This is a genomic window from Sulfitobacter sp. GN1-4 (assembly GCF_055693825.1).
In genome coordinates, this window is sequence record NZ_JBVFUQ010000003.1 from 1,920,020 (window position 1) to 1,944,720 (window position 24,701).

Genomic DNA, 24,701 nt, shown 5'->3' on the forward strand with positions numbered 1-24,701 from the left:
CCCGACCCAGGGAGGAAGTTTATGCCAAAGGACAGCGGCATTGGTGCCAGCAGCAAGCGGCGCGAAGACGTCCGGTTTTTGACCGGGAATGGGAATTACACAGACGACATTAACTTGCGCGGACAGGCCTATGTGCACTTTCTGCGTTCGGATATTGCGCATGGCACGCTCAACACTGTGGACACGGCGGCTGCGGCTGCGATGCCCGGCGTGCTGAAGATCTTTACCGGTTCTGATTTCGAAGGCGTGGGCGGCATGCCCTGCGGTTGGCAGGTCACCGACAAGCATGGACAGCCAATGCAGGAACCGGGCCATCCGATCCTGGCACAGGCCAAGGTCCGTCATGTGGGCGAACCGATTGCTGCTGTTGTGGCCGAAACCTATGAACAGGCCCGCGATGCGGCAGAAGCGATTGAGGTTGATATCGCGGAACTGCCCGCTGTGGTCGACATGAAAGAAGCGGTCAAGGATGGATCGCCGAAAGTGCATGATGATCTGACGTCAAACCTTTGTTATGACTGGGGTTTTGTTGAGGAAAACAAGGGCGCTGTGGATGAGGCATTTTCCAACGCAGCGCATGTCACCACCTTGGAGCTGACCAACAACCGGCTTGTGGCAAACCCGATGGAGCCGCGCGTGGCGGTTGGGGATTATGACAAATCCGCCGATGACAGCACGCTTTACACCACCTCACAGAACCCGCATGTGATCCGCCTGTTGATGGGCGCCTTCGTGCTGGGCATTCCTGAGCATAAGCTGCGGGTTGTGGCCCCTGACGTGGGCGGCGGCTTTGGCACCAAGATCTTCCACTACCAGGAAGAGGCGTTCTGCACATTTGCAGCCAAGGCGCTGAACCGTCCGGTCAAATGGACCTCCAGCCGGTCGGAGGCGTTTATTTCTGACGCCCATGGCCGCGATCACGTGACCAAGATCGAATTGGCGCTGGATGCGGAAAACAACTTTACCGCGCTGCGTACAGATACCTACGCCAACATGGGCGCCTATCTGTCGACCTTTGCGCCGTCAGTGCCCACATGGCTGCACGGCACGCTGATGGCAGGTAACTACAAAACGCCGCTGATTTACGTGAACGTCAAAGCGGTCTTTACCAATACCGTGCCTGTGGATGCCTACCGCGGCGCAGGCCGTCCCGAGGCGACCTATCAGTTGGAGCGTCTGGTGGACAAAGCGGCACATGAATTGGGGGTCGATCCTATTGCGCTGCGCCGTCAGAACTTTATCACCGAGTTCCCCTACGCCACGCCTGTGGCGGTGGAATATGACACCGGGGATTATGTGGCGACGATGGATAAGCTGGAAGAGATGGCTGATAAGGCTGGATTTGAAGCACGTCGCAAGGCATCTGAGGCCAAGGGCAAGCTGCGCGGCTTTGGCGTGAACTGCTATATTGAGGCTTGCGGCATCGCGCCATCGAACCTGGTGGGCCAATTGGGCGCACGTGCGGGGCTTTATGAAAGTGCCACGGTGCGGGTCAATGCCACTGGCGGTCTGGTTGTTATGACCGGCAGCCACAGCCACGGGCAGGGGCATGAGACCTCATTTGCGCAAGTTGTGGCCGAGATGATCGGTATCGACGAGGGCATGGTTGAGATCGTGCACGGTGACACCGCCAAGACGCCGATGGGCATGGGCACCTATGGCTCGCGCTCCATCGCGGTGGGGGGATCGGCCATGGTGCGGGCGACCGAAAAGATCATCGCCAAGGCGAAGAAGATTGCCGCCCACCTGCTTGAGGCATCTGAGGGGGATATTGAGCTGAAGGACGGCGCATTCTCAGTTGCGGGCACGGATAAATCCGTGGCCTGGGGCGATGTGACCCTGGCCGCCTATGTGCCGCATAACTATCCGCTTGAGGATATTGAGCCCGGCCTGGAAGAGACCGCGTTCTATGACCCGGCGAACTTTACCTATCCGTCTGGGGCCTATGCCTGTGAGGTGGAAGTGGATCCCGATACGGGTGCCGTGACGATTGAGAGCTTCTCTGCCGCGGATGACTTTGGCAACATCATCAACCCGATGATTGTCTCGGGTCAGGTGCATGGCGGTTTGGCGCAGGGCATTGGCCAGGCGCTGTTGGAGAACTGCGTCTATGACAGCGACGGCCAGCTATTGAGCGCGTCCTACATGGACTACGCCATGCCACGTGCCGCAGACCTGCCGTTCTATGACGTCGACCATTCCTGTCAGACACCCTGCACGCACAACCCGCTTGGGGTGAAGGGCTGCGGTGAGGCAGGGGCCATCGGCTCACCTCCGGCGGTGGTGAATGCGGTGATCGACGCGTTGCGCTCAGGCGGCAAGGACGTGACGCATATTGATATGCCCATGTCTCCTGCGCGGGTATGGGCGGCGATGAACAGCTGACCCAGCGGCTTGATCTTAGGGGGATTTCGGGGCTCTGCCCCGGACCCCGGAATTGTATTGGAAAGATGAAGCAGGGGGCGCGCGTCAAAAGATGAGGGCGGCCCTGCTGGAAAGGAAAGACGATGTATAACTTTGATGTGGAGCGGCCCAGCACAATCTCTGATGCGGTGGCGGCCATGGGCAGAGAAGAAGCGCAGCCCATAAGCGGCGGCCAGACATTGATCCCAACGCTGAAGGCGCGGTTGGCGGCGCCGTCGGTTTTGGTGTCTTTGACCGGGATTGATGAGATGAAAGGGGTCTGCATGTCGGATGACGGCATGTTGTGCATTGGCGGGGCTACAACCCATGCCACCGTGGCCCGCGAAGCGGCGGCGCATTATCCCGCGCTTGCCGGATTGGCGGCGCGCATTGGCGATCCGGCGGTGCGCAACCGTGGCACGATAGGCGGCTCTATTGCCAACAATGATCCCTCTGCCTGTTATCCAGCCGGTGCGCTGGGGTCCGGTGCAACCATTGTGACCAATAAGCGGGAGATTGCGGCGGATGATTATTTCCAGGGCATGTTCGACACGGCTTTGGAAGAAGGTGAGATCGTCACGGAGGTGAAATTCCCAATCCCCACCGCGGCGCATTATGAGAAGATCTTGCAGCCTGCGTCACGTTTCCCGCTGGTGGCGGCCTTTGTGGCCAAGACGGCCGGGGGCACGCGTGTGGCGATCACCGGTGCGTCCAACAACGGTGTGTTCCGCTGGTCTGAGGCTGAGGCGGCGCTGGATGGTGCGTTCAACGCAGCGGCTTTGGAGGGGCTATCGCTCAGTGGGGATGACATGATCAGCGATCTGCACGGCACAGGCGCTTACCGTGCCCATCTGTGCGGCGTGATGACCAAGCGGGCGGTTGCCGCAATCGCTTGATCCGCGCGCATTCTAGGGTCCTGACCCTAAGACCCAAGGCCGTGCCCCATCGGGCGCGGCCTTTTTTATGTTTTGGCGCGGCATTTGGCGGTTTGGGGTCTTGGATGGTAGCCTGCAGCCATTCTTGACAGATATTTTAGAAAAGAGACGGCAATGAGCACAAAAACACCCGTTGCGCGCTGGCGCATCATCGTGGCAGCGATATTGGATTTTATCACGGCGTTCTTCATTCTTGGCTACATCATTGGCGCGTTGACGGGCGGGCTGACTGAAAATGGATTTCAGCTGAACGGGTTGCCAGCCTTGGCGTTGTTCGTGGCCATCTTCGCTTATTTCTGGGCCGGGCGGAAATACGCAGGTGGCACGATCTGGCAGCGCATCTTGCGGGCCTGAGGCCAGCGCGGCAAACAAAAACCCCCGCGGACTGGCGGGGGTTTCATCAGCGATCGGGCAAGGCGTCCTTGCTGGACCCGCTCACTTAGTGGGCAGCGGTCCGATCAGCATGACCATCTGGCGGCCTTCCATCTTGGGAAAGTTCTCCACCCGGCCGTGTTCCTTGGTGTCTTCGGCAACACGCTCCAACAGCTCACGCCCCAGGTTCTGGTGCGCCATCTCGCGGCCTCGGAAACGCAGGGTGACTTTGACCTTGTCGCCGTTCTCAAGGAACTTGAACACATTGCGCATTTTCACGTCATAGTCATTGGTATCGGTATTGGGCCGGAACTTGACCTCTTTGATCTCAATAACTTTTTGCTTCTTGCGGGCCTCGGATTCACGCTTTTGCTGTTCATATTTGAACTTGCCAAAATCCATGATCTTGCAGACGGGCGGATTGGCGTTGGGTGAGATTTCAACCAGATCGAGCCCTGCTTCTTCGGCCATGTCCATGGCCCGTGCGGGCGTTACAACGCCGACGTTTTCACCGTCAGCACCAATCAGGCGGATTTCAGAGGAGCGGATGTTGTCGTTGACACGCGGGCCGGTATCCCGTTGGGGCGGCGCGTTGTGGGGTCTGCGAGCGATGGTGGTTTTCCTTTAATAGTTCTCAAAACTTGAGTGGCCAAACTAGCTGCGCGGCGTGTTATCTTCAAGCCGCTAAATGTCGCCGATAGACGATGCGACGCAAAATTTCCCCCTTGAACCTTTTTGGCCTGACGCGCATCTGACTCCCAGACGGGCAGCCTGGACCAGGCGAGATGCCCAATTGAATAAGGGGACCGACATGAGAAATCTGATTTGGCTTATCGTGGCAGTGATCATCGCGCTGGGGGGCTATATGCTCTTTACCGGTAAATCACCCACAGAGATTGCAAATGAGGCCGCCGAAGCGGTCAATGCGCCTGAGGCGTTGGAGGCCGCAAGCGATGCGGCTGGTGACGTGGTGCAAGCGGCCGAGGAAACAGTGGCAGAGGCTGTAGAGGCCACGCAAGAAGCGGCTGAGACCGTGACGGAGGCCGCAGAAGGTGCGGTGGATGCGGCCACTGAGGCCGCCACGGACGCGGCAGACGCGGCAAGTGACGCGGTAGATGCCGCAACAGAAGCGGCCAGCGATGCCGTTGACGCGGCGACAGAGACCGCAGGTGAGGCGGTTGAGGCCACAACAGAGGCGGTGTCTGACGCCGTGGACGCCACAACAGAAGCCGCAGGTGAGGCGGTGGATGCGGCGACAGAAGCAGCAAGCGATGCGGCTGATGCGGCCACAGAAACGGCGACTGAGGCCGCGGATGCTGTGACAGAAACGGTCACAGAGACCACCGAAGCGGTGACTGAGACGGCGACTGAGGCCACGGACACGGCGACTGAAACAGCGACTGAGGCGACAGACGCTGCCACTGAAACCGCGACTGAGGCCACTGAGGCGGCTACAGAAACGGTCACGGAAACCGTGACTGAAACCACCGAAGCGACAACGGAAGCCACGGAAGAGGCCGCAACAACCACCGAAGAAGCAACCGACGCGGTCGCCGAGACGGCGGAAGCTGCGGCAGAAGGCACCGAAGAGGCAGCGACCTCTATGGTGGATCAACTGCTTACCCTGGACGGCTTTGACCTGGGCAAGGTGACAGAGATGATCGAAGGCTCTGATCTGGGCACGCTGCAGAAAACAACCCTGACGCAAGGCTTGCAGGCCGCGCAGGACAATCCTGAGCTTCTCTCAGAGCTGCTGACCAAGATCCGCGAAGCATTGAACCTCTAAATCCGATCCCCTCATAAGAGGCCAAAACAAAGCCGCGCCAGGACACCCTGACGCGGCTTTTTCATGTCTACAAGGTTGGTGGTCTGATCTTAAGAAGTGGGAACAAGGTTTTGAAAGATATTATCTTTCAGCCATCGTCCATATCCCGTCACGACCAACGCCTTAGCCTACAAAGGCTTTCTCAATCACAAAGTGTTTGGGATCGGAGTTCGCCCCTTCCTCCAGCCCAAAGCCTTCCAAAATCGCCATGATGTCTTTGTTGAAATCAAGGCTGCCGCAGACCATCGCGCGGTCATTTTCCACGTTGATCCCGTCAATCCCCAGATCCTTGAACACTGTGCCGTCTTCTAACAGCGTGGTGATGCGGCCCATCTTGGGGCTCTCTTCCCGGGTGGTGGTGGGGTAATAACGGATCTTGTCCAGGTTCTCTTTGCCGATCAGCTCATGCATCATCTCATCGGCTTTCAGATCTGCGATCAGCTCTTTGCCGTAATCCAGCTCTGCCACGTCGCGGCAGGTGTGGGTGATGATGACCTCATCGAATTTCTCATAGGTCTCAGGTTCGCGCAGCAATGAAGCAAAGGGGGCAAAGCCTGTGCCCGTCGCAAAGAACCACACGCGGCTGCCGGGCAGCAGCGCATCATGCACCAGGGTGCCCACCGGCTTGGGGCGCAGGATGATCTGATCGCCGGGTTGGATGTGCTGCAGTTTTGAGGTCAGCGGGCCGTCTTGGACCTTGATCGAATAGAACTCCAACTCATCATCCCATGCAGGCGAGGCGATGGAATAGGCGCGCAGCAGCGGCTTTTGCTTGCCCGTTTTGGGGTCGGGATCACCCATAAGGCCGATCATCACAAACTCGCCCGAGCGAAAGCGCAACGACGCGGGACGCGTCACGCGGAACGAAAACAGACGGTCCGTCCAATGCTTCACAGCCGTGACGGTCTGCGCATCAGGAAGGGTGGGAACGGGCTTTGCGGATTGGGTGTTCACAGGGGTGTGCTCTGTCATGTTTCATGTACACGAGGGCCGTCCTCGTGTCCTAACTGTTAAGGGATGGGGAAAGGTTTCGCAATCAGTGCTTAGGTCGCAGCGGCTGTGCCGCGCAGTCGTGCCTGATAATCGTGCGCTTGCCAGTTGGCGCGGAACTGCCACTGGTCCTGGGGCTGGCGGGCGGCGATGTCATCAGGGACTTCGACCTCATCAAACCCCGCACGGCGGGCCATGGCGTATTGATCCGCAATGACATGGCCGTGTGCGCGCAACCGGCCTGTAAAGCCGCGCAGGCGCAGGGCACGCGCGATGGTAAATCCGCGCCCATCTGCGGCTGAGGGGAAATCAATCCGGATCATCTCAAGCCCTGTGGTCAAATCCACGTCCTCAGGCTGCGCATCTGAGGCCAGATCCAAAGCGCGGCAATCATTCGCGGCCCCCTGGGCGCAAAAGCCGTGGGTCCAATCATCGGCAACAAAGCCTGTGTCATTGATCAGTTGTGTCATGTCTTTGCTCCTTGGCGGACCATTTTGCCGTTCACAAAATGAATGCCGCATTCGTCTTTGGATTGCCCCCGCCACCGGCCTGCGCGTGGATCTTCGCCCGCAGCCACCGGGCTGGTGCAAGGCGCACATCCGATGGAGGGATAGCCGCGCGCCACCAGCGGGTGACGGGGCAAGTTGTTTTCTTCGATGTAATCTTGCACGTCCTCGCGCGACCAAAACGCCAGGGGATTGACCTTGATCCGGCCAGTCTCTCCGTCTTCGACTTCAAAGTGTGCCAGGTTCGCGCGCCCCTCTGAGTGAAACCGCTTGCGGCCCGTGATCCAACCATCAAAGCCCTGTAGGGCTGCGGCCAAGGGCCGGGTTTTGCGCAGCGTACAGCAGGCATCAGGATCGCGGCGGTGCAAAAGGTTGTCGGGGTCCGCGGCCGCGATATCCGCCGCCCGGATAACCTCAATCCGGCGCAGCCCCAGCGTTGCTGCCACCTCTTGCTGATAGGCCAACGTCTCAGCAAACAGCATCTCCGTATCAATGAAGAGGACCGGCAGGTCTTTCTTCACCCGGCTTGCCAAATGCAAAAGAGCGACAGACTCTGCGCCAAAGCTTGATACCAGCGCCAGCCGTGGCACCGCATCTGCCGCCTGACGGATCACGTCATAGGCTGCGTGATGCCGCAGCTGGACGTTCAGACGGGCAACGCGGTGGACGACCGGCGCTGGGGGAGGGGTATCAAGCGGCATTCGCCTGCGCCTCGGGGTAGAGAGCGGCCTTGAACGGGGCAAGGCCAAGCCGGCGGTAGGTTTGCAGGAAGGTCTCGCCAGGGTCTGTGCGCAGCTCCAGATAGGCCATGACCAGACGTTCCACCGCTGGAATGACCTCCTCAGCGGCAAAGCCGGGGCCTGCGCGTTCACCGATTTGCGCGTCTTCTGTGCCGTCACCGCCCAGCGTGATCTGATAGTTCTCCACCCCCGCACGGTCGAGGCCCAGAATACCGATGTGGCCCACATGGTGGTGCCCACAGGCATTGATGCAGCCCGAGATCTTGATCTTAAGCGGGCCCACGTCATGCTCCAGCTTGAGCGCATCAAAATGCGTCGCAATTTCTTGCGCGATGGGGATGGAGCGGGCCGTGGCCAGCGCACAGTAATCCATGCCCGGGCAGGCAATGATGTCAGAGATCAGCCCGATGTTGGCTGTGCCCAACCCTTCGGCCTTGAGCGCGTAGTAGACAGAGGGCAAATCGCCCTTGTGCACATGGGGCAGGATCACGTTTTGCTCATGGCTGATGCGCAGCTCATCATGGCCATAGCGTTCAGCAAGCCCCGCCATCAGCCGCATCTGCCGCGATGTCGCATCGCCCGGCGTTTTGCCATGTGCTTTCAGCGAAATCGAGACAATGGCATAGTCCGGGTTGCGGTGTGCGGCCAGATTGGTGTCCGCCCAGCTGCGGAACACCGGATCATGCTGGTAGGCACTGTCATAAGGCGCGGTGTCAGCGGTCTTGAAAGTGGGCAGGGCGAAATCAGCTTCAATCCGCGCCAGCATTTGTTGGTCAATGCCGTCAAACTGATCGCGGATCAGGGCATAACGCGCATCCACACGGGCGCGGATATCCTCAATCCCGTTTTCATGCACGGTGATCTTGATGCGCGCTTTATATTTGTTGTCGCGCCGTCCCAGCAGGTTGTAGACGCTGACGATGGCTTCCAGGGTGGGCAACAGGTCTTCCTGGCGCACAAAGTCATAAAGCACTTTGCCAATCATCGGCGTCCGGCCCAAACCGCCGCCCACGATAACCTTGAACCCGATCTCATCCTCCCGGCGCACGATCTGAAGGCCAATGTCATGGGCCTTGATGACCGCGCGGTCCGCCTCGGCACCGGTCACAGCAACCTTGAACTTGCGCGGCAGGAACTGAAACTCTGGGTGGTCGGTGGACCATTGCCGGATCAGCTCAGCGACCGGGCGGGGGTCTGCCACCTCATCGGCGGCAGCACCAGCAAAGTGGTCTGCGGTCACGTTGCGGATGGTGTTGCCAGAGGTCTGGATGGCGTGCAGGTTTACCTCTGCCAGCGCATCCAGCATGTCAGGCACATCGCGCAGCTCAGGCCAGTTGTACTGGATGTTCTGCCGGGTGGTGAAATGGCCGTACCCTTTGTCCCACTTGTCCGCGATCATCGCCAGTTGGTTCATCTGTGCTGCATTCAGCGTGCCATAAGGAATGGCCACGCGCAGCATGTAGGCATGCAGCTGCAGATAGAGCCCGTTCATCAAGCGCAGCGGCTTGAATTCGTCTTCGGTCAATGACCCGTCGATCCGGCGGGCCACCTGCGCACGAAACTGCGCGTTGCGCTCTTTCAGGAAGGCGTGGTCAAAATCAGTGTAGTGGTACATCACAAACGCTCCTGTTTGCCGTGGGCGTAGTTGGACGGGCCGGTGGCCCGAAACTCTTCGCGAAAATGGGTGGGGTGGGGCACGCCGTCTTCGACGCGCACATCCGCCAGATAAACGCCCACAACGGTGGCCGTTTGGGCGGAGGCCTCAATCAGGCGCAGATCTGCGTCCGCCTCATCGGTCAAAACATCTGCGGCGCGCAAATCGCGGGTCCAGTCGGTGCCGGACAGGTAGACCACATCGCCCTCCAGCAGGGCATTGGCGGTGATCACTTTGGGCGTAAAGGGCTTCTTGGGCATCAGGCCATCTCCTCTTTGAGGATCGTTTGGGGGGTGTCGGGAAGGGCTGCCGCCGCGGCACGCGGGGCGAGCCCGTAGAAGGTGAGCGCGGGGCCTGTGAACGCGGCGGTCGCCAAATCCTCGGCCATCTCTCCCAACGTGGTGGAAAGAACCCGCTGATCGGGGCGCGAGGCGTTCTCAATGACCGTCACAGCCGTGCTGCGCGCAGCACCATGCATCAGCAACCGGCCCTGGACAAAGCGCGCCGATTTCTTGCCCATGTAGATCGCTGCCACCTCATCGGGTTTGGCCAGCGCGGCCCAGTCATGATCGGCAAAGCCTTTCATGTCATGCCCGGTCAGAAAGCGGACCGAGGCATTGCGCCCGCGCCGTGTCAGCGACTGCCCGATGGCCGCCACGGAGGCCGACGCGGCAGTGATCCCCGGCACGATGTGCCAGCCCAGACCATGGGCATCCAGCGCCTCAATCTCTTCGTCCAAGCGGCCAAAGATCGTGGCATCGCCCGATTTCAAACGCACCACCCGGGCACCTTTCCCGGCATGTTCGACCAAAAGCGCGTTGATCTCATCTTGTGGTGTGGCGGGGCCGTAGGCCTCTTTGCCCACATCGATCATCGTCGCTTCGCGCCGCGCCAGCTCAAGGATCTCAGGGGTGATCAGCCGGTCATAGATGACCACATCCGCCTCATCGAGGGCGCGGCGCGCCTTCAACGTCAGCAACTCAGGATCGCCCGGACCGCCGCCCACAAAGGCCACATGGCCGGGACGGCCCGCGCGGTTGAGGTGGGCGTCAAGCAACGCGTTGAGGGCCGGTTCAACATGGGCGTCACCGCTGCGCTGCGCCTTGGGGCCGGCGTCAAAGTAATAGTCCCGCCAGAAATCCCGCCGCGCTCGGCCAAAGGGCAGGGCGTTGGCTGCGCTGCGAAACGCCTTGCCGATCCGGGCCAGCGTGCCCAGCCCTGTGGGTAGGCGTTCTTCCAGATCCGCCTTGATCGCGCGCGCCAGCACCGGGGCGGCCCCTTCAGTGCCGATGGCCACGGTCACAGGATCACGGTCCACAATCGCGGGGGTGATGAATTGGCTGTCTGCCAGATTGTCCACCACATTCACAAGCGCGCCTTCGGACCGCGCGATACGGGCAGTGCGGCGGTCTTCGGCATCATCTTCATTGGCGGCATAAAACAACGCAGCGCAGATCGTATCGCCATAATCAAAGGCGCGCGCCACCAGCGTCAGGCGCTGATCACTGGCCCAGGTCACAATCTCGGGCGCGGGATTGGCTGCGAAAACGGTGATCCGCGCGGACGTCTTAAGGAGCAGCCGCAGTTTGGCCAAAGCGGCATCGCCCCCACCAGAGACCACAATGCGCCGCCCATTGGTGGCAAGGAAGATCGGAAAATGTTCCATAAGACGGCCCATGTTTGAATTTCTTGTCTTCAATATAGGAAATTGTTCCGGTAATGGGCCATATGCTTGCGCAGATAAGGACATATGTTCCGGCTCTGCGCTGGTTTGGAACAACAGGCCGCCACAAGGGAAGGATTGCGAATGAATATCCGCATTGACGCCACAGACCGGAAAATTCTGGCAGAGCTTCAGCGTGACGCCAGCCAGTCTTTGGATGAAATTGCCAAGAATGTCGGCTCATCCAAGACGCCGGTTTGGAATCGCATCAAGAAACTGCGCGAAGCGGGCGTGGTTGGCCAACAGACCGTGATGCTGGATGCCGAGGCGCTGGGGTTTGAGGCGTGCTTTTTCGTGCTTATCCGCACTTCAGAGCATGAAGCAGATTGGCAGGCGCGGTTTCTTAAGGCGCTGCGCGACCGGCCCGAGGTGCAAGAGGCACACCGGCTGGCAGGTGACATCGACTATATCCTCAAAGTGCGCGTGGCCAATGCACGCGCCTATGATGCCTTTTATCAGGCGCTGATCTCAGAGGTGCGGGTGCACAACGTCACAGCGCTTTTGTCGATGGAAGAGATTAAATCAACGGTGGCTTTGCCGCTTTGAGGTGCCATTGGCGATGTTCCCTCCAAAACCCCGCGCCGCGTCACGGCGTGATCATCAACCGATCAAGTTTGTGAAAGTGATAGGACATCGCATAAAGCGGCGGCTCGCTCAGGCGCATCTTGGGCAAACGTTTGAAAAGCGCGGGCAGGGCGATTTGTAGCTCCATCCGCGCCAGGGGGGCGCCGACGCAGAAATGCAGCCCACCGCCAAAAGCGGCATGCGGCTTGGCAGCGCGGTCCGGCTGGAAGCTGTCCGGCGCGTTCCAAACCGCAGGGTCGCGCCCCGCAGCCCCCAGGATCAGCGCGATCTCCTGATCCTTGTGCAGCGTCACATCGCCAAGCGCGATGTCCTCATAGGCGTAGCGCGTGAACATATGCAGCGGCGGGTCATAGCGCAAAAGCTCCTCCACCGTGGCCTCAATCCGGTCAGGACCAAGCGCTGCGGGCGGTGTTTTGTGGCTAAGCAGACATTTCACGGCATTGCCGATGCTATGCACCGTCGCCTCATGCCCCGCGTTCAACAGCAAAATGCAGGTGCCGATCAGTTCATCAGTGCTAAGCTTGGCACCGTCCTCTTCGGCGGCAATCAGTTCTGTGATCAGATCATCGCGCGGGTCATTGCGCCTTTGGTCGATATAGCCCCGCAAAAAGCCCGAGAAGTCCCGGCTGGCTTTGTTCGCAGCCTTCTCAATCGCGGGGAGCGCCCGGCCTGGTACATCGCAACCATGGCGTTGGACCATCTGAGCAGATCGCCTGACATCTCCTCGGGCACGCCCAAAAGCCGCGCGATGATGCGCACGGGCAGTTCGGTGCAAAAGGCGGGGATCAGATCAAAACTGTCTTTGGGCAGCCCCGCCAGCAAATCGGCTGCAACCGCTTGGATGTCGGGCGCTAAGGTCTTGATCCGGCGCGAGGTGAAGGCGCGCAAGACCAGACTGCGCAGCCGCGTGTGCCGGGGTGGCTCCATATCCAGCAGCGATGTTGCCTCCACTGCGGCCCAGTCTGACAGATGCACAGGTGCCGGGGTCATAAGATGCGCAGGCTTTTGACGGCCCAACCGGCGGTCGCGCAAAAGCGCCTGCACGGTGGCCGCGTCAAAAGCTGCCAGCATGCCGTAATCCTGCCAGAAAACCACAGGCCCCTCCGTGCGGGCCTGGGCATAAAACGGGTAGGGGTCTTGCACAAAAGCAGGATCAAGGGGGGATTGGTGCAGTGTCTTCATCGCAGCGGGTCACCGGGGTTTTGGCGCATGCAACCCTATAGGGCTGGCCTTCGCAAGAGGGCTTGGGCAAACTGGGGGCATGACACGGGATTTTCGTCAACGCGCGCTCTACGTCTTCGCCTTTCTGGGCGTGGTCGCTGTGTTGACGGCTGGGGTTTGGCGCTACGCTTATGATCAGGGGCTGACGCAGCTGGCCTCCCGTGGGCAGGCGGATCTGGCGCTGGCGGGGGACCGGATTGTCGGACAGCTGCAACGCTACCGCGATCTGGCCGTGTTGCTGGCCGACCACCCGCAGATCACCCTGGCTTTGCAGGAAGGGGCCACACCGCCAACGGCTGACCTGCTCTTGGATGTGGCCGATAAAACCGGCGCGCTGAATGTGCTGGTGTTGGACGGCAACGCAAAGGTTGTCGCCTCGGGCCAGGATACTGTGCCCATTGATCTGGCCTGGCAGGCGCATGTGCGTCGCGCGCTCAGAGGCGCTTTGGGACGGGGCCACGGGCATGCCAAACCGGCAACCAGGCGTGCGTTTTTTCATTCCGCGCCGATCTTCGGAGAGGGCGGTCAGGTGGTGGGGGCCACGGTGGTGATCGCTGATCTGAACCGGATTGACTATAACTGGCGCGGCACCACCCCGGCGACCTTCTTTACCGACTATAGTGGTGAGGTCTTCATCGCCAACCGCTCAGAGCTTTTGTTCTGGCAGCGCCCGCCGGGCAGTGCGGGGCTGATCCCGCCCACCGGCGCGCCGCCCCCGTTTTCGGCCATGATGCTGGGCCAGCATGAGATTTGGTCAATCGGATGGGGCCCTTACCTGCCGCGCGATGCGTTGCATCTGACGCAGGATCTGCCGGTCATCGGGATGACGGGGGAGGTGTTGATGGACGTCAGCCAGACCCGCGCGCTTGCCCTGGCACAGGCGCTGGCGGTCGCCGCCCTGTGCCTTGCCTTCGGCTCTTTGTTGTTTTTGGCCGCCGAACGGCGCCGTGCGCTGGCGCGTGATAATGAGCTGCTGGAAGAACGTGTGGCCCAACGCACCCAGGCCTTGCGCGAAACCAATGCCTCCTTGCGCCGCGAAGGGGCAGAGCGGGAAGAGGCGCAGGCCGCGTTGCGCAAAGCCCAAGACGATCTGGTGCAGGCGGGCAAGCTCAGCGCGCTGGGGCAGATGTCAGCAGGCATCAGTCATGAGCTGAACCAGCCGTTGATGGCGATCCGGTCCTTTGCTGAAAATGCGGTGAAGTTCATTGAACGCGATGCGCCGGACCGGGCGGGGGAAAACCTGGACCGTATCTCAGACATGGCGGGGCGCATGGGGCGGATCATTCAGAACCTGCGCGCCTTTGCCCGTCAGGAAAACCGCCCCCAGGACCGTGTTGATCTGGGCGCGGTCATCACCTCTGCGCTTGAACTGACGGGTACACGGGTGGCGGACGCAGGCGTCGAAGTGGCCTTTGCCGCACCCGATCAGCAAATCTGGGTGCGCGGCGGTGAGGTGCGGCTGAGCCAGGTTTTTGTGAACCTGATCACCAATGCAGCCGACGCCATGCGCGGCAGCGCTGAGAAACGCTTGACCATCGCGGTCATGGCCGGAGATACCGTCACCGTTGAGTTTTCCGATACAGGGCCGGGAATTGAGATGCCAGATAAGGTCTTTGATCCGTTCTATACCACCAAACAGGCCGATGACGTGGCGGGCATGGGGCTGGGGCTGTCGATCAGTTACGGCATCGTGCAAAGCTTTGGGGGCCAGATCAAAGGCACCAATCGTCCCGAAGGCGGCGCGGTCTTTACCGTCACGCTTGATCCGGCCCCGCAAGAGGCTGCTGCGGCATGACGGGACAGGTGCTTTTGGTTGATGACGATGCTGCGGTGCGCGAAGCGCTAAGCCAAACGTTGGAACTGGCAGACCTCAGCCCGATCCCGGCCAGTTCATTCGTGGCGGCCAAAGACAGGATCACCGCTGATTTCGATGGCGTGATCCTGTCAGACATCCGCATGCCGGGGCGCGATGGCTTTCATTTGTTATCCTACGCGCGCCAACAAGACCCCGATTTGCCAGTGATCTTGTTGACGGGTGAGGGCGATATTCCCATGGCCGTGGATGCGATGGGCAAAGGCGCTTTCGGGTTTTTGGAAAAACCCTGCGCGCCTAAGGAATTGATCGGCGCATTGGAACGCGCCCTGAAGACCCGCGCGCTGGTGCTGGACAACCGCCGCCTGCGGCATCTTGTGGAAACCGGTGATCCTGCCGCGCGGATGCTTTTTGGCACCTCAGATCTTGCCGAAGCGCTGCGGGCGCAGGTGCGTATCGTGGCCCAAACCGAAGGCGATGCCTTGGTCACTGGCGCCCCCGGTTCAGGCATTTCCAAGGTGGCTGAGGTGATCCATCTCAGCTCTGCGCGTTCGAAAGCGCCCTTTGTCAAACGCGCCGCTGCTGGGTTGACGCCTGCTGAGCTGCAAGGGGCACTGGAGGAGGCAGAAAGCGGCACGCTTTTTCTGGATGAGCTGTCTTACCTGCCTGCGCAAAGCCAGCTGGCACTGTCTGAGGGGGGCGGAACGCGGTGTGCCTGATTGCTGGCAACACCCGTGATCTGGCCGCAGAGGTGCAGGCGGGCCGCTTGAACGCCGATCTTTATTACCACCTCGAAGCGCTCAGCGTGCGCGTGCCCTCATTGGCGGAGCGCCCCGAGGACATCCCAGAGATGTTTCGCCGCTATGTGGGCCAGGCCGCTGAACAAGCAGGCCTCACCGCCCCTGAGGTCACGCCCGAAGTGGTCGCCACGCTGATGGCGCGCGATTGGCCGGGCAACGCCCGCTCGCTGATGTCGGTGGCGATGCGCTTTGTGATGGGCTTGCCCGATGCAGTGGCACCAGATGCCTCTTTGGGGTTGGCCGAACAGATGTCGATGATTGAACGGTCCTTGCTGGAAGCCGCGCTCAAACGCACCTCAGGCCAGGCGGCTGCGGCAGCAGAGGCGCTGAAATTGCCGCGCAAGACCTTCTATGACAAGCTGGCGCGTTACGGCATCCGCCCTGAGGCCTTCCGCGAAGGGTAGTGTGCGGAAATCCGCACAAGACGCCCCAGGACTGTGCGGAATTTCGCACAATGAAATGCGGCCCGGTGAAAGTGAAACGTGATAAAATGCTTGCAGCGTATTGATCTACATCAACAAAAAGCTTTCTGCTTTGCCGCTACACTCCCAGCCTTGTAGGGGGCGCCCACCCGGCTTCTGATATCATCAGAGCAGGGCTACCTGCCGAAATCGATTCTATGCTCTGGGAGGAGACATCATGAAATTCCTGACTGCGGCCGCATTGGCCCTGACCGTTTCTGCTGGCGCTGTGGCAGCAGCCTGTGACGATGGCGAAATCGTCATCAAGTTCAGCCACGTTACCAACACCGACAAACACCCCAAAGGCATCGCCGCCTCTTTGTTGGAAAGCCGCGTGAACGAGGAAATGAACGGCAAAGCCTGCCTTGAGGTTTTCCCGAACTCCACACTTTATAACGACGACCAAGTGCTCGAAGCGCTGCTGCAGGGCGACGTACAATTGGCGGCACCGTCGCTGTCTAAGTTTGAGCAGTTCACCAAAAAGTTCCGCATCTTCGATCTGCCCTTCATGTTCAAAGACATTGACGCGGTGGACGCCTTCCAAAGCTCTGAAACCGGGCAGGCGATGAAAGACAGCATGCAGCGCCGTGGCCTGCAGGGTCTGGCGTTCTGGCACAACGGCATGAAGCAGATGTCTGCCAACAAGCCGCTGGTGTCGCCCTCAGATGCGGATGGTCTGAAGTTCCGTGTTCAAAACTCTGACGTGCTGAAGGCGCAAATGGCTGCCATGGGCGGCTCGCCCCAGCCGATGGCGTTCTCCGAAGTCTATGGCGCGCTGCAAACCGGCGTTGTGGACGGGCAGGAAAACACCTGGTCCAACATCTATGGCCGCAAATTCTTCGAAGTGCAGGACGGTGTGACGGAAACCAACCACGGCATCATCGACTATCTGGTTGTGACATCTGTTGATTGGCTCGACAGCCTGGACGCCGACGTGCGTGAGCAGTTCCTGACCATCGTCGCTGAGGTGACCGAGGCGCGGAACTCAGAATCCACCAAGGTCAACGCAGAAGCCAAGCAGGCTATCATCGACGCCGGTGGCGTGGTGCGCAGCCTGACGGCTGAGCAGCGTCAGGAATGGGTCGATGTGATGAAGCCCGTCTGGGACCAGTTCCTGGATGATGTGGGTCAGGAAAACATCGACGCGGCACAGGCGATCAACGCCAGCAGCTCATAATTGCGACCATCGCGGCGGCCCCCACCGGGCCGTCGCTTTCCTTTGGGGGAGGAGGAGACCGCATGTCTGCGTCACACCGGCCTGAAACCGGCCTGGGACGGATCGTGAGCGAGATCGAAGAGACCGCCATCGCGATCCTGCTGGGGCTGATGACCATCATCACCTTTATCAACGTGGTCTTGCGCTACGGGTTTAACACTGGCCTGATCTGGGGTCTGGAAGTCACCACGTTTCTCTTCGCCTGGCTTGTGCTTTTTGGCATGTCCTATGCGGTCAAGATGACAGCGCATCTAGGCGTGGATGCTGTGGTTAATCTGTTCTCAGCGGGTCCACGCAGAGTCTTGGCGATCATTGCGGGACTGATCTGTATCATCTACGCGGCACTTTTGTTGAAAGGCGCGTGGGATTACTGGGCGCCTTTTGCAGGCCTTGATGCCACCTCGGGCCGGTGGTTCCCAACAGGGTTTGAAAACAGCCGTGACCAGGCCTGGTATGAGGTGATCGATACGCCGATCCCTGAATGGCTGCGCTTTATCGAGCCGCTGATGAACGAAGGCGAGGCCTATGAAAAACTGCCCCGTTTCATTCCCTATGCGATCCTGCCCTTTGGGGCGGCGCTGCTCTTGCTGCGGTTCGTTCAGGCCGTGATCAAAGTGATCCAGGGCCGGCAGAACGGTTTCATCGTCAGCCACGAAGTTGAAGACGCGCTGGAAGACGTCAAACACATGAACGCGGATAAATAGCCCCATGGAAGTCGTCATTCTTTTCTCAATGGTCGTGGGGCTGATGCTGATCGGTGTGCCGATCGCGATCTCCCTGGGCCTTAGCTCCACTGTGTTTTTGCTCGCCCTCAGCGATACCTCGCTGGCCTCTATTGCGCAGTCGTTCTTTCAGGCGATGGCGGGGCATTACACGCTACTGGCGATCCCGTTTTTCATCCTGGCCTCGTCTTTCATGTCTACAGGTGGCGTGGCGCGGCGGATCATCCGCTTCTCCATCGCGCTTGTCGGCCATTTGCCCGGCGGGCTGGCAATTGCCGGTGTCTTTGCCTGTATGCTCTTCGCCGCGCTGAGCGGCTCATCGCCCGCGACGGTGGTGGCCATCGGCTCCATCGTGATCGTCGGCATGCGTGAGGTGGGTTATACCAAGGATTTTGCCGCAGGTGTCATCGCCGTGGCGGGCACCCTTGGCATCCTTATTCCGCCGTCCATTGTGATGGTCGTCTACGCCTCAGCCACGGATGTGTCGGTGGGCCGGATGTTCCTTGCGGGCGTGATCCCGGGATTGCTGGCCGGTTTGATGCTGATGGTGACAATCTATGTCATCGCCAAGGTGCGCAATTTGCCCAAGGGCGAATGGCGCGGCTGGGAAGAGGTGCGGCGCAGCGGATTTGAAGCCGGATGGGGGCTGTTTTTGATCGTCATCATCCTGGGCGGTATCTATGGCGGTATCTTTACCCCAACGGAGGCCGCGGCGGTTGCGGCGGTCTATGCGTTCTTCATCGCCTCCTTTGTGTACCGCGACATGGGACCGTTGCATGTGGCGGGTGAGGGCCAGAACATCTCCTTGTTGCGCAAGCCGCAGGCATTGCTGACCGTGTTCTTTCACCGCGATACGCGCGACACGCTGTTTGAAGCGGGCAAGCTGACGGTGACGTTGATGTTCATCATCGCCAATGCGTTGATCCTCAAACACGTGCTGACCGATGAACAGATCCCTCAACAGATCGCCGCTGCGATGCTGGAGGCGGGCTTTGGCCCGGTCATGTTCCTGGTGATTGTGAATGTGATCCTGCTGATCGGGGGCCAGTTTATGGAGCCCTCGGGCCTGTTGGTGATTGTGGCCCCGCTGGTCTTTCCTGTGGCCATTGAGCTGGGCATTGATCCCATCCATCTTGGCATCATCATGGTGGTGAACATGGAGATCGGGATGATCACACCGCCGGTGGGCTTGAACCTATTTGTGACGTCGGGCGTGGCCAATATGCCAATGATGAATGTGGTCAAAGCGGCGCTGCCGTTCCTGGCGGTGCTGTTTTTGTTCCTGATTATGGTGACCTATATTCCGTTCCTCAGCACCTGGTTGCCGACCTTGATGATGGGGCCGGAGATCATCACCAAATAGCCGCACTCCGCAGCCGTCGCATTTGGGGCGGCTGTGGGATGTAAGTTGTATTGGAAAGATGAAGCGAGGGGCGCGCCAAGGCTGCGCCCTTTGCGTTTGAGGCAGGTGGTGTAGGGCGCTAGCTTTGGGCCAGCGCGGTGATGATGGGGGCGAAGTCCTGCGCGGTGAGCGAGGCCCCGCCCACCAACGCGCCATCGACGTTCGCGGCCTCAAAGATCGTGGCGGCGTTGTCTGGTTTCACCGAGCCGCCGTAGAGCAGAGAAATGCCCGCCGCCAGATCCGCCCCAAAACGGTCGGTAAGCTCAGCGCGGATGAAATCATGCGCCTCGATGATGTCAGGCAGCGCGGCCACCTTGCCCGTGCCAATGGCCCAGATCGGCTCATAGGCGATGACGGTGTTTTCTGCGGTGATCCCATCGGGCACTGATCCGGCCAATTGCCCGCCGATGATGGCCAGCGTGTTTTGCGCCTCGCGTTCTGAAAGCTCTTCGCCGATGCAGATCACAGCCGTCAGCCCCGCCGCATGAGCGGCCTCGGCCTTGCGGCGCACGTCGGCGTCGGTTTCATGATGGGCCGCGCGCCGCTCAGAATGCCCGACGAGCACATAGGTGGCACCTGCGTCGGCGATCATCTGGGCAGAGATATCGCCCGTAAAAGCACCAGAGGCTGCGGCGTGGCAATCCTGTCCGCCAATCGCGATGCCAACCTGCGCTGTCGCTTCTGCGGCACGAAAAAGCAGCGGGGCGGGGGGGCAGATCACAACCTCAGGCGGCTCTGCGGGCAGCGCATCTGCAAGCGCGGCCAACTCTGACAGGGCCGCGCGCGTGCCGTTCATTTTCCAGTTCCCTGCAGCGATCTTCCGGGCCATGGGTGCTCCTTTTTCATGCGGTAGGGCAGGCGTAGCATTCCACCTGCGGCAAGGCAAATGACCGGGGTTCAGATCACATTGGCAAGCTGGTACACCCTGCGCCTCATGGACCAAGGAGCCGGCCAATGATTCCACGCATCGATCTTGCAGAGCTGCGCGCACAGGACCCCCAGGCGCTTGCGGCGATGCGCATTGCGGCCACCGATATTGGCTTTGCCACCATCACCAACACCGCACTGACGCCTGCGCGGGTCAAAGAGGTGATTGAGACCTATCGCGCGTTTTTCTACCTGCCGGAGGCGGAAAAGCGCCCCTATGACATGGCGCGCACCGGATCGAACCGTGGCTGGGGCGCGCCTGGATCTGAGCAGGTCGATCCCGATGCCAACCCCGATTACAAACAGTTTTTTGATTGCGGTTTTGAGCTGCCGCCAGAAGATCCGCGCGCGGCGTTGCAGTTTTATGCACCCAACCTTTGGCCGGACACGCCTGCCGCCTTTCACCAGGTGATTGCCCGCTATTACACCGATGCCTGTGAGGTTGCGATGGATGTGTTGCGCGGTGTCGCAGCAGCGGTTGAGATTTCGGCGGATGTCTTTGAAGGGGCCTTTGACGTGCCAATGGCCTTGCTGCGGGGGAATTATTATCCGACGCGTCCCGCTTGGGCTGGGGCCAAGGATTTTGGCATTGCGACGCATACTGATTACGGCTGTCTGACGCTGTTGGCGACGGACGGTGCGCCGGGGCTTGAGGTGCGCAAGCGGGGCGGCGGATGGATTGCGGTGCAGGCAGAGCCCGGTGATTTTGTGATCAACTTTGGCGAGATGATGCAAAGCTGGAGCGGCGGTATCATCCAGGCCACGCCGCACCGTGTGGTGGGGGCGCCCATGAGCGGATCTCAGTCCCGTTGTTCTTTAACCCCGCCTATGAAACGAATGTGGCACCTGAGGGGGCCGCACCCCTTCAGGCGGGTGATCACCTCTCAGCACGGTTTGAGGAAACTTATGTCCATCTGCAAAAGAAACCTGCCGGGGCTGAGTGATGCTGTGCGGGCAGCGGGGGCTGTTGGTGAGCGGCCGCACGGCTAGGGGGCGTGACACAGGCAGGCTCTCCGCCCTAGCGTAGGTGCGCCAAGGCTTCTTGGGCCAGTGCGTTGGCCTCCTCAGGATCATCCAAAGCACTGTCTGGCAGGCTCCAGTATGGCATGCTGGAGTGGGCACCGTTTTTGCGTTCATAGGTCCATTGCATGCACCCCTGACGGGCCAGCGCATCGGCAAACGGGCCCGCAGGGGCCTTGAGCAGCAGCGCGCCATCTGAGCGCATCAGCGCGAAAATCACACCGTCCGCATAGATGCCAAGCCCGCCAAACATCTTGCGGGTTGAAAGCATGTCGATCTGAGAAAAAAGCTCATGTACGCGCGCGATATCGGACGCGCCCAGGCTCACTTAGCGAATAGCGCGTCATCGAATTTGATCGATTCACCGCAGCCGCAGGCCTCTGACACGTTGGGATTGTTGAACTTGAAACCAGATTCCAAAAGCGTGGTTTCGTAATCAATCTCAGTCCCGAACAGGAACATCTGCGCCATCGGCGCAATCAGCACACGCGCGCCATCCTGTTCCACAACCTCATCGTTGGGATCAGCGGCGTCGACGTATTCCATGGTGTATTCCATGCCCGCACAGCCGCCTTTCTTGACGCCGATGCGCAAGCCCGCGTGCCCTGCGGAGGCCATCAGCTTGCTGATCTGCGCTGTCGCCTTGGGGGTCATGGTGACCGCCTGCTTGCCTGGAATGCCGAACATGGACGTCTCCTTTGATCAAAAGGTAATGGGGGGCGGTCGCAATCTCAAGCCTGAGGCCCCAGATTTGCTGCCGTGCGTGTCTTACGGATCTGCGGTGCGGCTTGCTCCGACGTGGCCCGGTCAGAGAAAACCCAGCTCCAGCCGCGCTTCATCAGACATCATGTCCATGCCCCAGGGCGGCTCCCACACCAGTTCGACGTCCACCTGTTTTACGCCGGGCAGCGGTTCCACCGCATCTGCCACCCAGCCCGGCATCTCACCGGCCACAGGGCAGCCTGGCGCGGTCAGCGACATCTTTATGGCAACCGCGTTGTCGTCTGAAATGTCGATTGTATAGATCAGCCCCAGTTCATAAATATTCACTGGAATTTCAGGATCATACACCGTGCGGCAGGCTTCCACGATCTGCTCATAAAGCGGATGGTCCGTGCTGGAGGGCGCAATCAGTGGTGTGCCTTCCATCGGCGGGGTCTGGTCGGTCATTGGAGCCTCTCCGTTTATCCGACGCTTTATATAGGGTTCCCAGTCGGGGGCGTCTAGGGGCGGCAGTGATCTGGAACTTTTTGGAACTCTCGTCCGCCTGCTGCGTTTCTTTAGGGAACGCCGGCCAAAACCTTGGCCCAAATCGAAAAGGAGACCACCATGGCGACCAAATCGAAAAAGACACGCACCACAGAGCCAACCGTTGATGATCTGTCCGAGCAGATGGACATCCTGCGCGATGACATTGGCGCGCTGACAGAGACCCTGTCGCAGCTGGTTGAGGACAAGGCGCAGCAAACGACCCGTCAGGCCGAAACCAAGGCCGATGCCGCACAAGACCGCGCCGCCCAGACTGCTGAACGTCTGTCGCAGACCGCTGGCAAGGCGCAAAGGGAGGCAAAGACCTTTATCGCAGATCACCCTGGCGCATCGCTGGCTGTTGCCGCGGGTGCCGGTTTTCTGGTGGGCCTGATCGGGGGACGGAAAGCCTGATCATGTCGATTACTGAACGTGTTGAGCAGGGTGTGCGCCGGACCGCTTTGGTCTCGGCGGGCACGCTCCTCTGCCTGATCGGGGGCGGTTTTTTAACCGCCGCCGCCTGGATCGGGCTTAGCGCCCTCTTGTCGCCGTTGCAGGCGGCCACGATCATCGGCTGCGCCTATTTAGGCGTCGGTCTGTGCATCATCGGCCTTTCGCGCATGCGCCACGAGGCGCCGAACTCCGGCCCATCGGCCCCCAAGGCGCAGGACACCCAAGCCCCCGCGCTGATGGAGGCGTTCATGCACGGCCTCAAGGCAGGCGCGCAGACCCGAAGCAGCCGGTAACGCTCGCGCGGCCTAGCGTTTGCGGCGGCGCACCGGCTGGGGCTTCACCCGTGCTTCGATCTCATCATAAAGCTTGCCCACGATGTCTTTGCCGGTGGCCTTTTCAATGCCTTCAAAACCGGGGGAGGAATTGACCTCCAACACCTTTGGCCCCGCCTCAGACCGCAAAAGATCGACCCCGGCCTTTCCCAGCCCAAAGGCACGCGCTGCGCGCACAGCTGTTTCGCGCTCCTCTTTAGAGATGCGCACCACCTTGGCTGAGCCACCTCGGTGCAGGTTCGAACGGAAATCGCCATCGGCCCCGGTGCGTTTCATGGCCGCCACCACTTTGCCCGCGATCACAAGGCAGCGAATGTCCTCACCTGCGGCTTCTTTGACAAAGTCCTGTACCAGAAAGTTCGCTTTGAGGCCCCGAAAGGCATCAATCACCGATTCAGCGGCCTTCTTTGTCTCCGCCAGCACCACACCCTTGCCTTGTGTGCTTTCCAACAGTTTCACAATCACTGGCGCCGTGCCCACCAACCCCATCAGGTTCGACGTATCCTTAGGTGATGCAGCAAAGGCGGTCGTGGGCATCCCGATGCGTTTAGAGGCCAGCACCTGATGCGCATGCAGCTTGTCGCGGCTCGCGGTGATGCCAGCGCTGCCGTTCACACAATAGGTGCCGATCGTCTCAAACTGCCGGATCACCGCCGTGCCGTAGGGCGTGATGGAAGCCCCGATACGTGGGATGACCGCATCATAGCGCGGCAGTCGTTTGCCATCGTAATGCACTTCGGGGGCCATTGCGTTGATCGCCATGTAACAACGGGTGGTGTCGATCACCTCAACCGTATGGCCACGCTCTTCGCCCACCTCAACCAGGCGGCGGGTGGAGTAATTGTCCTCACGGCTGAGCACCGCAAGGCGCAGGGCGCGTTTGGGGGCCACCCGGCGCACCCGCGCGTCGTGATAGACGTCATAGCTTAAATCAGGCTGCAATCGCCGCTCTGTCGCGGTGATGGTGATGTGATCGCCCAAGGCCTGCCGCCCCAACAGCATCCGGCTGGTCATGCCCGCACGGTTGGTCAGCGTGATTTCAATCGGCCAGCTTTGCCCGCCGACATCCAGCGTGCTTTCAATCACATAGCGCTGTTCGGCCTCGCCGTTCGATGACGTCACCTCGCGCCGGTCAATCAAGGTGGCAGAGCAGGTGATGGCGATGTCTTCGCGCCCCGGAATGGGATGCACGTTGAACCGCACCTTGGGGTTTTTGGCAGAGCCAAAGGTTTCAATGTCATGGGCATGCAGCGCTGAGGTGCGCGCGCCGGTATCCACCTTGGCCTTGATCGCAGGCAGCCCCAGATCGGGCAGCGCCACCCATTCTTCCCAGCCAAATGACAGATTATCCAT

The 24,701-nt window shown here is 60.2% G+C and carries 24 protein-coding genes and 2 pseudogenes; 13 read left to right on the top strand and 13 right to left on the bottom strand.

What is annotated here, in order from left to right; all coding sequences use genetic code 11:
• Window positions 1–21: 21 nt before the first annotated feature.
• From ACZ1HM_RS10005 to ACZ1HM_RS10015, 3 genes are all read left to right on the top strand, one after another.
• Window positions 22–2,385 (top strand): xanthine dehydrogenase family protein molybdopterin-binding subunit, encoded by a 2,364-nt coding sequence (locus tag ACZ1HM_RS10005; RefSeq protein ID WP_472742650.1) that lies wholly within the window; start codon window positions 22–24, stop codon window positions 2,383–2,385.
• A 122-nt stretch (window positions 2,386–2,507) separates the two neighbouring features.
• Window positions 2,508–3,299: an FAD binding domain-containing protein gene (locus ACZ1HM_RS10010; protein ID WP_472742651.1), complete on the top strand. Its 792-nt coding sequence runs from the start codon at window positions 2,508–2,510 to the stop codon at window positions 3,297–3,299.
• A 153-nt stretch (window positions 3,300–3,452) separates the two neighbouring features.
• The gene (locus ACZ1HM_RS10015) at window positions 3,453–3,692 is read left to right on the top strand and encodes a hypothetical protein (RefSeq protein WP_472742652.1); all 240 of its coding nucleotides are present in this window, start codon (window positions 3,453–3,455) and stop codon (window positions 3,690–3,692) included.
• Between the two features lie 81 nt (window positions 3,693–3,773).
• Here ACZ1HM_RS10015 and infC read toward each other — a convergent pair whose 3' ends face one another.
• Entirely contained in the window at window positions 3,774–4,322 is a 549-nt protein-coding gene (gene infC / locus ACZ1HM_RS10020; protein ID WP_472744593.1) for a translation initiation factor IF-3, read from the bottom strand.
• A 199-nt stretch (window positions 4,323–4,521) separates the two neighbouring features.
• Between infC and ACZ1HM_RS10025 the strand changes: the two genes are divergently transcribed.
• A complete protein-coding gene (locus ACZ1HM_RS10025; RefSeq protein ID WP_472742653.1) occupies window positions 4,522–5,496 on the top strand; it encodes a phasin family protein in 975 nt (324 codons plus the stop codon).
• A gap of 162 nt (window positions 5,497–5,658) precedes the next feature.
• Here ACZ1HM_RS10025 and ACZ1HM_RS10030 read toward each other — a convergent pair whose 3' ends face one another.
• From ACZ1HM_RS10030 to cysG, 6 genes are all read right to left on the bottom strand, one after another.
• Window positions 5,659–6,507 carry a ferredoxin--NADP reductase gene (locus tag ACZ1HM_RS10030; RefSeq protein ID WP_472742654.1) on the bottom strand — a complete coding sequence of 283 codons (849 nt, stop codon included), beginning with the start codon at window positions 6,505–6,507 and terminating at the stop codon, window positions 5,659–5,661.
• A 71-nt stretch (window positions 6,508–6,578) separates the two neighbouring features.
• Window positions 6,579–6,995: a DUF934 domain-containing protein gene (locus ACZ1HM_RS10035; protein WP_472742655.1), complete on the bottom strand. Its 417-nt coding sequence runs from the start codon at window positions 6,993–6,995 to the stop codon at window positions 6,579–6,581.
• A complete protein-coding gene (locus tag ACZ1HM_RS10040) occupies window positions 6,992–7,732 on the bottom strand; it encodes a phosphoadenylyl-sulfate reductase (RefSeq protein ID WP_472742656.1) in 741 nt (246 codons plus the stop codon). The genes ACZ1HM_RS10035 and ACZ1HM_RS10040 overlap by 4 nt, the downstream gene beginning before the upstream one ends.
• Window positions 7,722–9,386 carry a nitrite/sulfite reductase gene (locus tag ACZ1HM_RS10045; RefSeq protein WP_472742657.1) on the bottom strand — a complete coding sequence of 555 codons (1,665 nt, stop codon included), beginning with the start codon at window positions 9,384–9,386 and terminating at the stop codon, window positions 7,722–7,724. The genes ACZ1HM_RS10040 and ACZ1HM_RS10045 overlap by 11 nt, the downstream gene beginning before the upstream one ends.
• Complete coding sequence (locus tag ACZ1HM_RS10050; RefSeq protein ID WP_472742658.1) at window positions 9,386–9,685, bottom strand: DUF2849 domain-containing protein; 300 nt, start codon at window positions 9,683–9,685, stop codon at window positions 9,386–9,388. The genes ACZ1HM_RS10045 and ACZ1HM_RS10050 overlap by 1 nt, the downstream gene beginning before the upstream one ends.
• Window positions 9,685–11,091, bottom strand: coding sequence for a siroheme synthase CysG (cysG, locus tag ACZ1HM_RS10055; protein ID WP_472744594.1), 1,407 nt, complete (start codon window positions 11,089–11,091; stop codon window positions 9,685–9,687). The genes ACZ1HM_RS10050 and cysG overlap by 1 nt, the downstream gene beginning before the upstream one ends.
• A 141-nt stretch (window positions 11,092–11,232) precedes the next feature.
• On the opposite strand from cysG, the gene ACZ1HM_RS10060 reads away from it, so the two are divergent.
• Entirely contained in the window at window positions 11,233–11,694 is a 462-nt protein-coding gene (locus ACZ1HM_RS10060) for an Lrp/AsnC family transcriptional regulator (protein ID WP_472742659.1), read from the top strand.
• 40 nt (window positions 11,695–11,734) lie between these two features.
• Here the strand turns inward: ACZ1HM_RS10060 and ACZ1HM_RS10065 are convergent.
• Window positions 11,735–12,915 (bottom strand): annotated as a pseudogene (locus tag ACZ1HM_RS10065) (cytochrome P450).
• Window positions 12,916–12,994: 79 nt separating this feature from the next.
• On the opposite strand from ACZ1HM_RS10065, the gene ACZ1HM_RS10070 reads away from it, so the two are divergent.
• From ACZ1HM_RS10070 to ACZ1HM_RS10090, 5 genes and pseudogenes are all read left to right on the top strand, one after another.
• Complete coding sequence (locus tag ACZ1HM_RS10070; RefSeq protein WP_472742660.1) at window positions 12,995–14,749, top strand: sensor histidine kinase; 1,755 nt, start codon at window positions 12,995–12,997, stop codon at window positions 14,747–14,749.
• A pseudogene (locus ACZ1HM_RS10075) lies at window positions 14,746–15,971 on the top strand (sigma-54-dependent transcriptional regulator). Before ACZ1HM_RS10070 ends, ACZ1HM_RS10075 begins: the two are co-directional and overlap by 4 nt.
• Before the next feature lie 235 nt (window positions 15,972–16,206).
• Window positions 16,207–17,205 (top strand): DctP family TRAP transporter solute-binding subunit, encoded by a 999-nt coding sequence (locus ACZ1HM_RS10080; RefSeq protein ID WP_472742661.1) that lies wholly within the window; start codon window positions 16,207–16,209, stop codon window positions 17,203–17,205.
• Window positions 17,206–17,267: 62 nt separating this feature from the next.
• On the top strand, window positions 17,268–17,948 hold the full coding sequence (locus ACZ1HM_RS10085; RefSeq protein WP_472742662.1) for a TRAP transporter small permease: 681 nt from the start codon (window positions 17,268–17,270) through the stop codon (window positions 17,946–17,948).
• A gap of 4 nt (window positions 17,949–17,952) precedes the next feature.
• Window positions 17,953–19,329, top strand: coding sequence for a TRAP transporter large permease (locus ACZ1HM_RS10090; RefSeq protein WP_472742663.1), 1,377 nt, complete (start codon window positions 17,953–17,955; stop codon window positions 19,327–19,329).
• A gap of 118 nt (window positions 19,330–19,447) precedes the next feature.
• Here ACZ1HM_RS10090 and tpiA read toward each other — a convergent pair whose 3' ends face one another.
• Window positions 19,448–20,197 carry a triose-phosphate isomerase gene (tpiA, locus tag ACZ1HM_RS10095; RefSeq protein WP_472742664.1) on the bottom strand — a complete coding sequence of 250 codons (750 nt, stop codon included), beginning with the start codon at window positions 20,195–20,197 and terminating at the stop codon, window positions 19,448–19,450.
• 125 nt (window positions 20,198–20,322) lie between these two features.
• Here tpiA and ACZ1HM_RS10100 point away from each other — a divergent pair, with 125 nt between their 5' ends.
• The gene (locus tag ACZ1HM_RS10100) at window positions 20,323–21,285 is read left to right on the top strand and encodes an isopenicillin N synthase family dioxygenase (RefSeq protein ID WP_472742665.1); all 963 of its coding nucleotides are present in this window, start codon (window positions 20,323–20,325) and stop codon (window positions 21,283–21,285) included.
• A gap of 28 nt (window positions 21,286–21,313) precedes the next feature.
• Here the strand turns inward: ACZ1HM_RS10100 and ACZ1HM_RS10105 are convergent, their stop codons facing one another.
• From ACZ1HM_RS10105 to ACZ1HM_RS10115, 3 genes are all read right to left on the bottom strand, one after another.
• Complete coding sequence (locus ACZ1HM_RS10105; RefSeq protein WP_472742666.1) at window positions 21,314–21,643, bottom strand: TfoX/Sxy family protein; 330 nt, start codon at window positions 21,641–21,643, stop codon at window positions 21,314–21,316.
• Complete coding sequence (locus ACZ1HM_RS10110; protein ID WP_472742667.1) at window positions 21,640–22,002, bottom strand: HesB/IscA family protein; 363 nt, start codon at window positions 22,000–22,002, stop codon at window positions 21,640–21,642. The genes ACZ1HM_RS10105 and ACZ1HM_RS10110 overlap by 4 nt, the downstream gene beginning before the upstream one ends.
• Window positions 22,003–22,122: 120 nt before the next feature.
• The gene (locus tag ACZ1HM_RS10115; RefSeq protein WP_472742668.1) at window positions 22,123–22,485 is read right to left on the bottom strand and encodes an SUF system Fe-S cluster assembly protein; all 363 of its coding nucleotides are present in this window, start codon (window positions 22,483–22,485) and stop codon (window positions 22,123–22,125) included.
• A 159-nt stretch (window positions 22,486–22,644) separates the two neighbouring features.
• On the opposite strand from ACZ1HM_RS10115, the gene ACZ1HM_RS10120 reads away from it, so the two are divergent.
• Together ACZ1HM_RS10120 and ACZ1HM_RS10125 are read left to right on the top strand one after the other, a co-directional pair.
• Window positions 22,645–22,977: an ElaB/YgaM/YqjD family protein gene (locus ACZ1HM_RS10120; protein WP_472742669.1), complete on the top strand. Its 333-nt coding sequence runs from the start codon at window positions 22,645–22,647 to the stop codon at window positions 22,975–22,977.
• A 2-nt stretch (window positions 22,978–22,979) separates the two neighbouring features.
• Complete coding sequence (locus ACZ1HM_RS10125; protein ID WP_472742670.1) at window positions 22,980–23,309, top strand: phage holin family protein; 330 nt, start codon at window positions 22,980–22,982, stop codon at window positions 23,307–23,309.
• A 12-nt stretch (window positions 23,310–23,321) separates the two neighbouring features.
• Here the strand turns inward: ACZ1HM_RS10125 and rimK are convergent, their stop codons facing one another.
• Window positions 23,322–24,701, bottom strand: a complete 1,380-nt coding sequence (rimK, locus tag ACZ1HM_RS10130) for a 30S ribosomal protein S6--L-glutamate ligase (protein WP_472742671.1) — start codon at window positions 24,699–24,701, stop codon at window positions 23,322–23,324.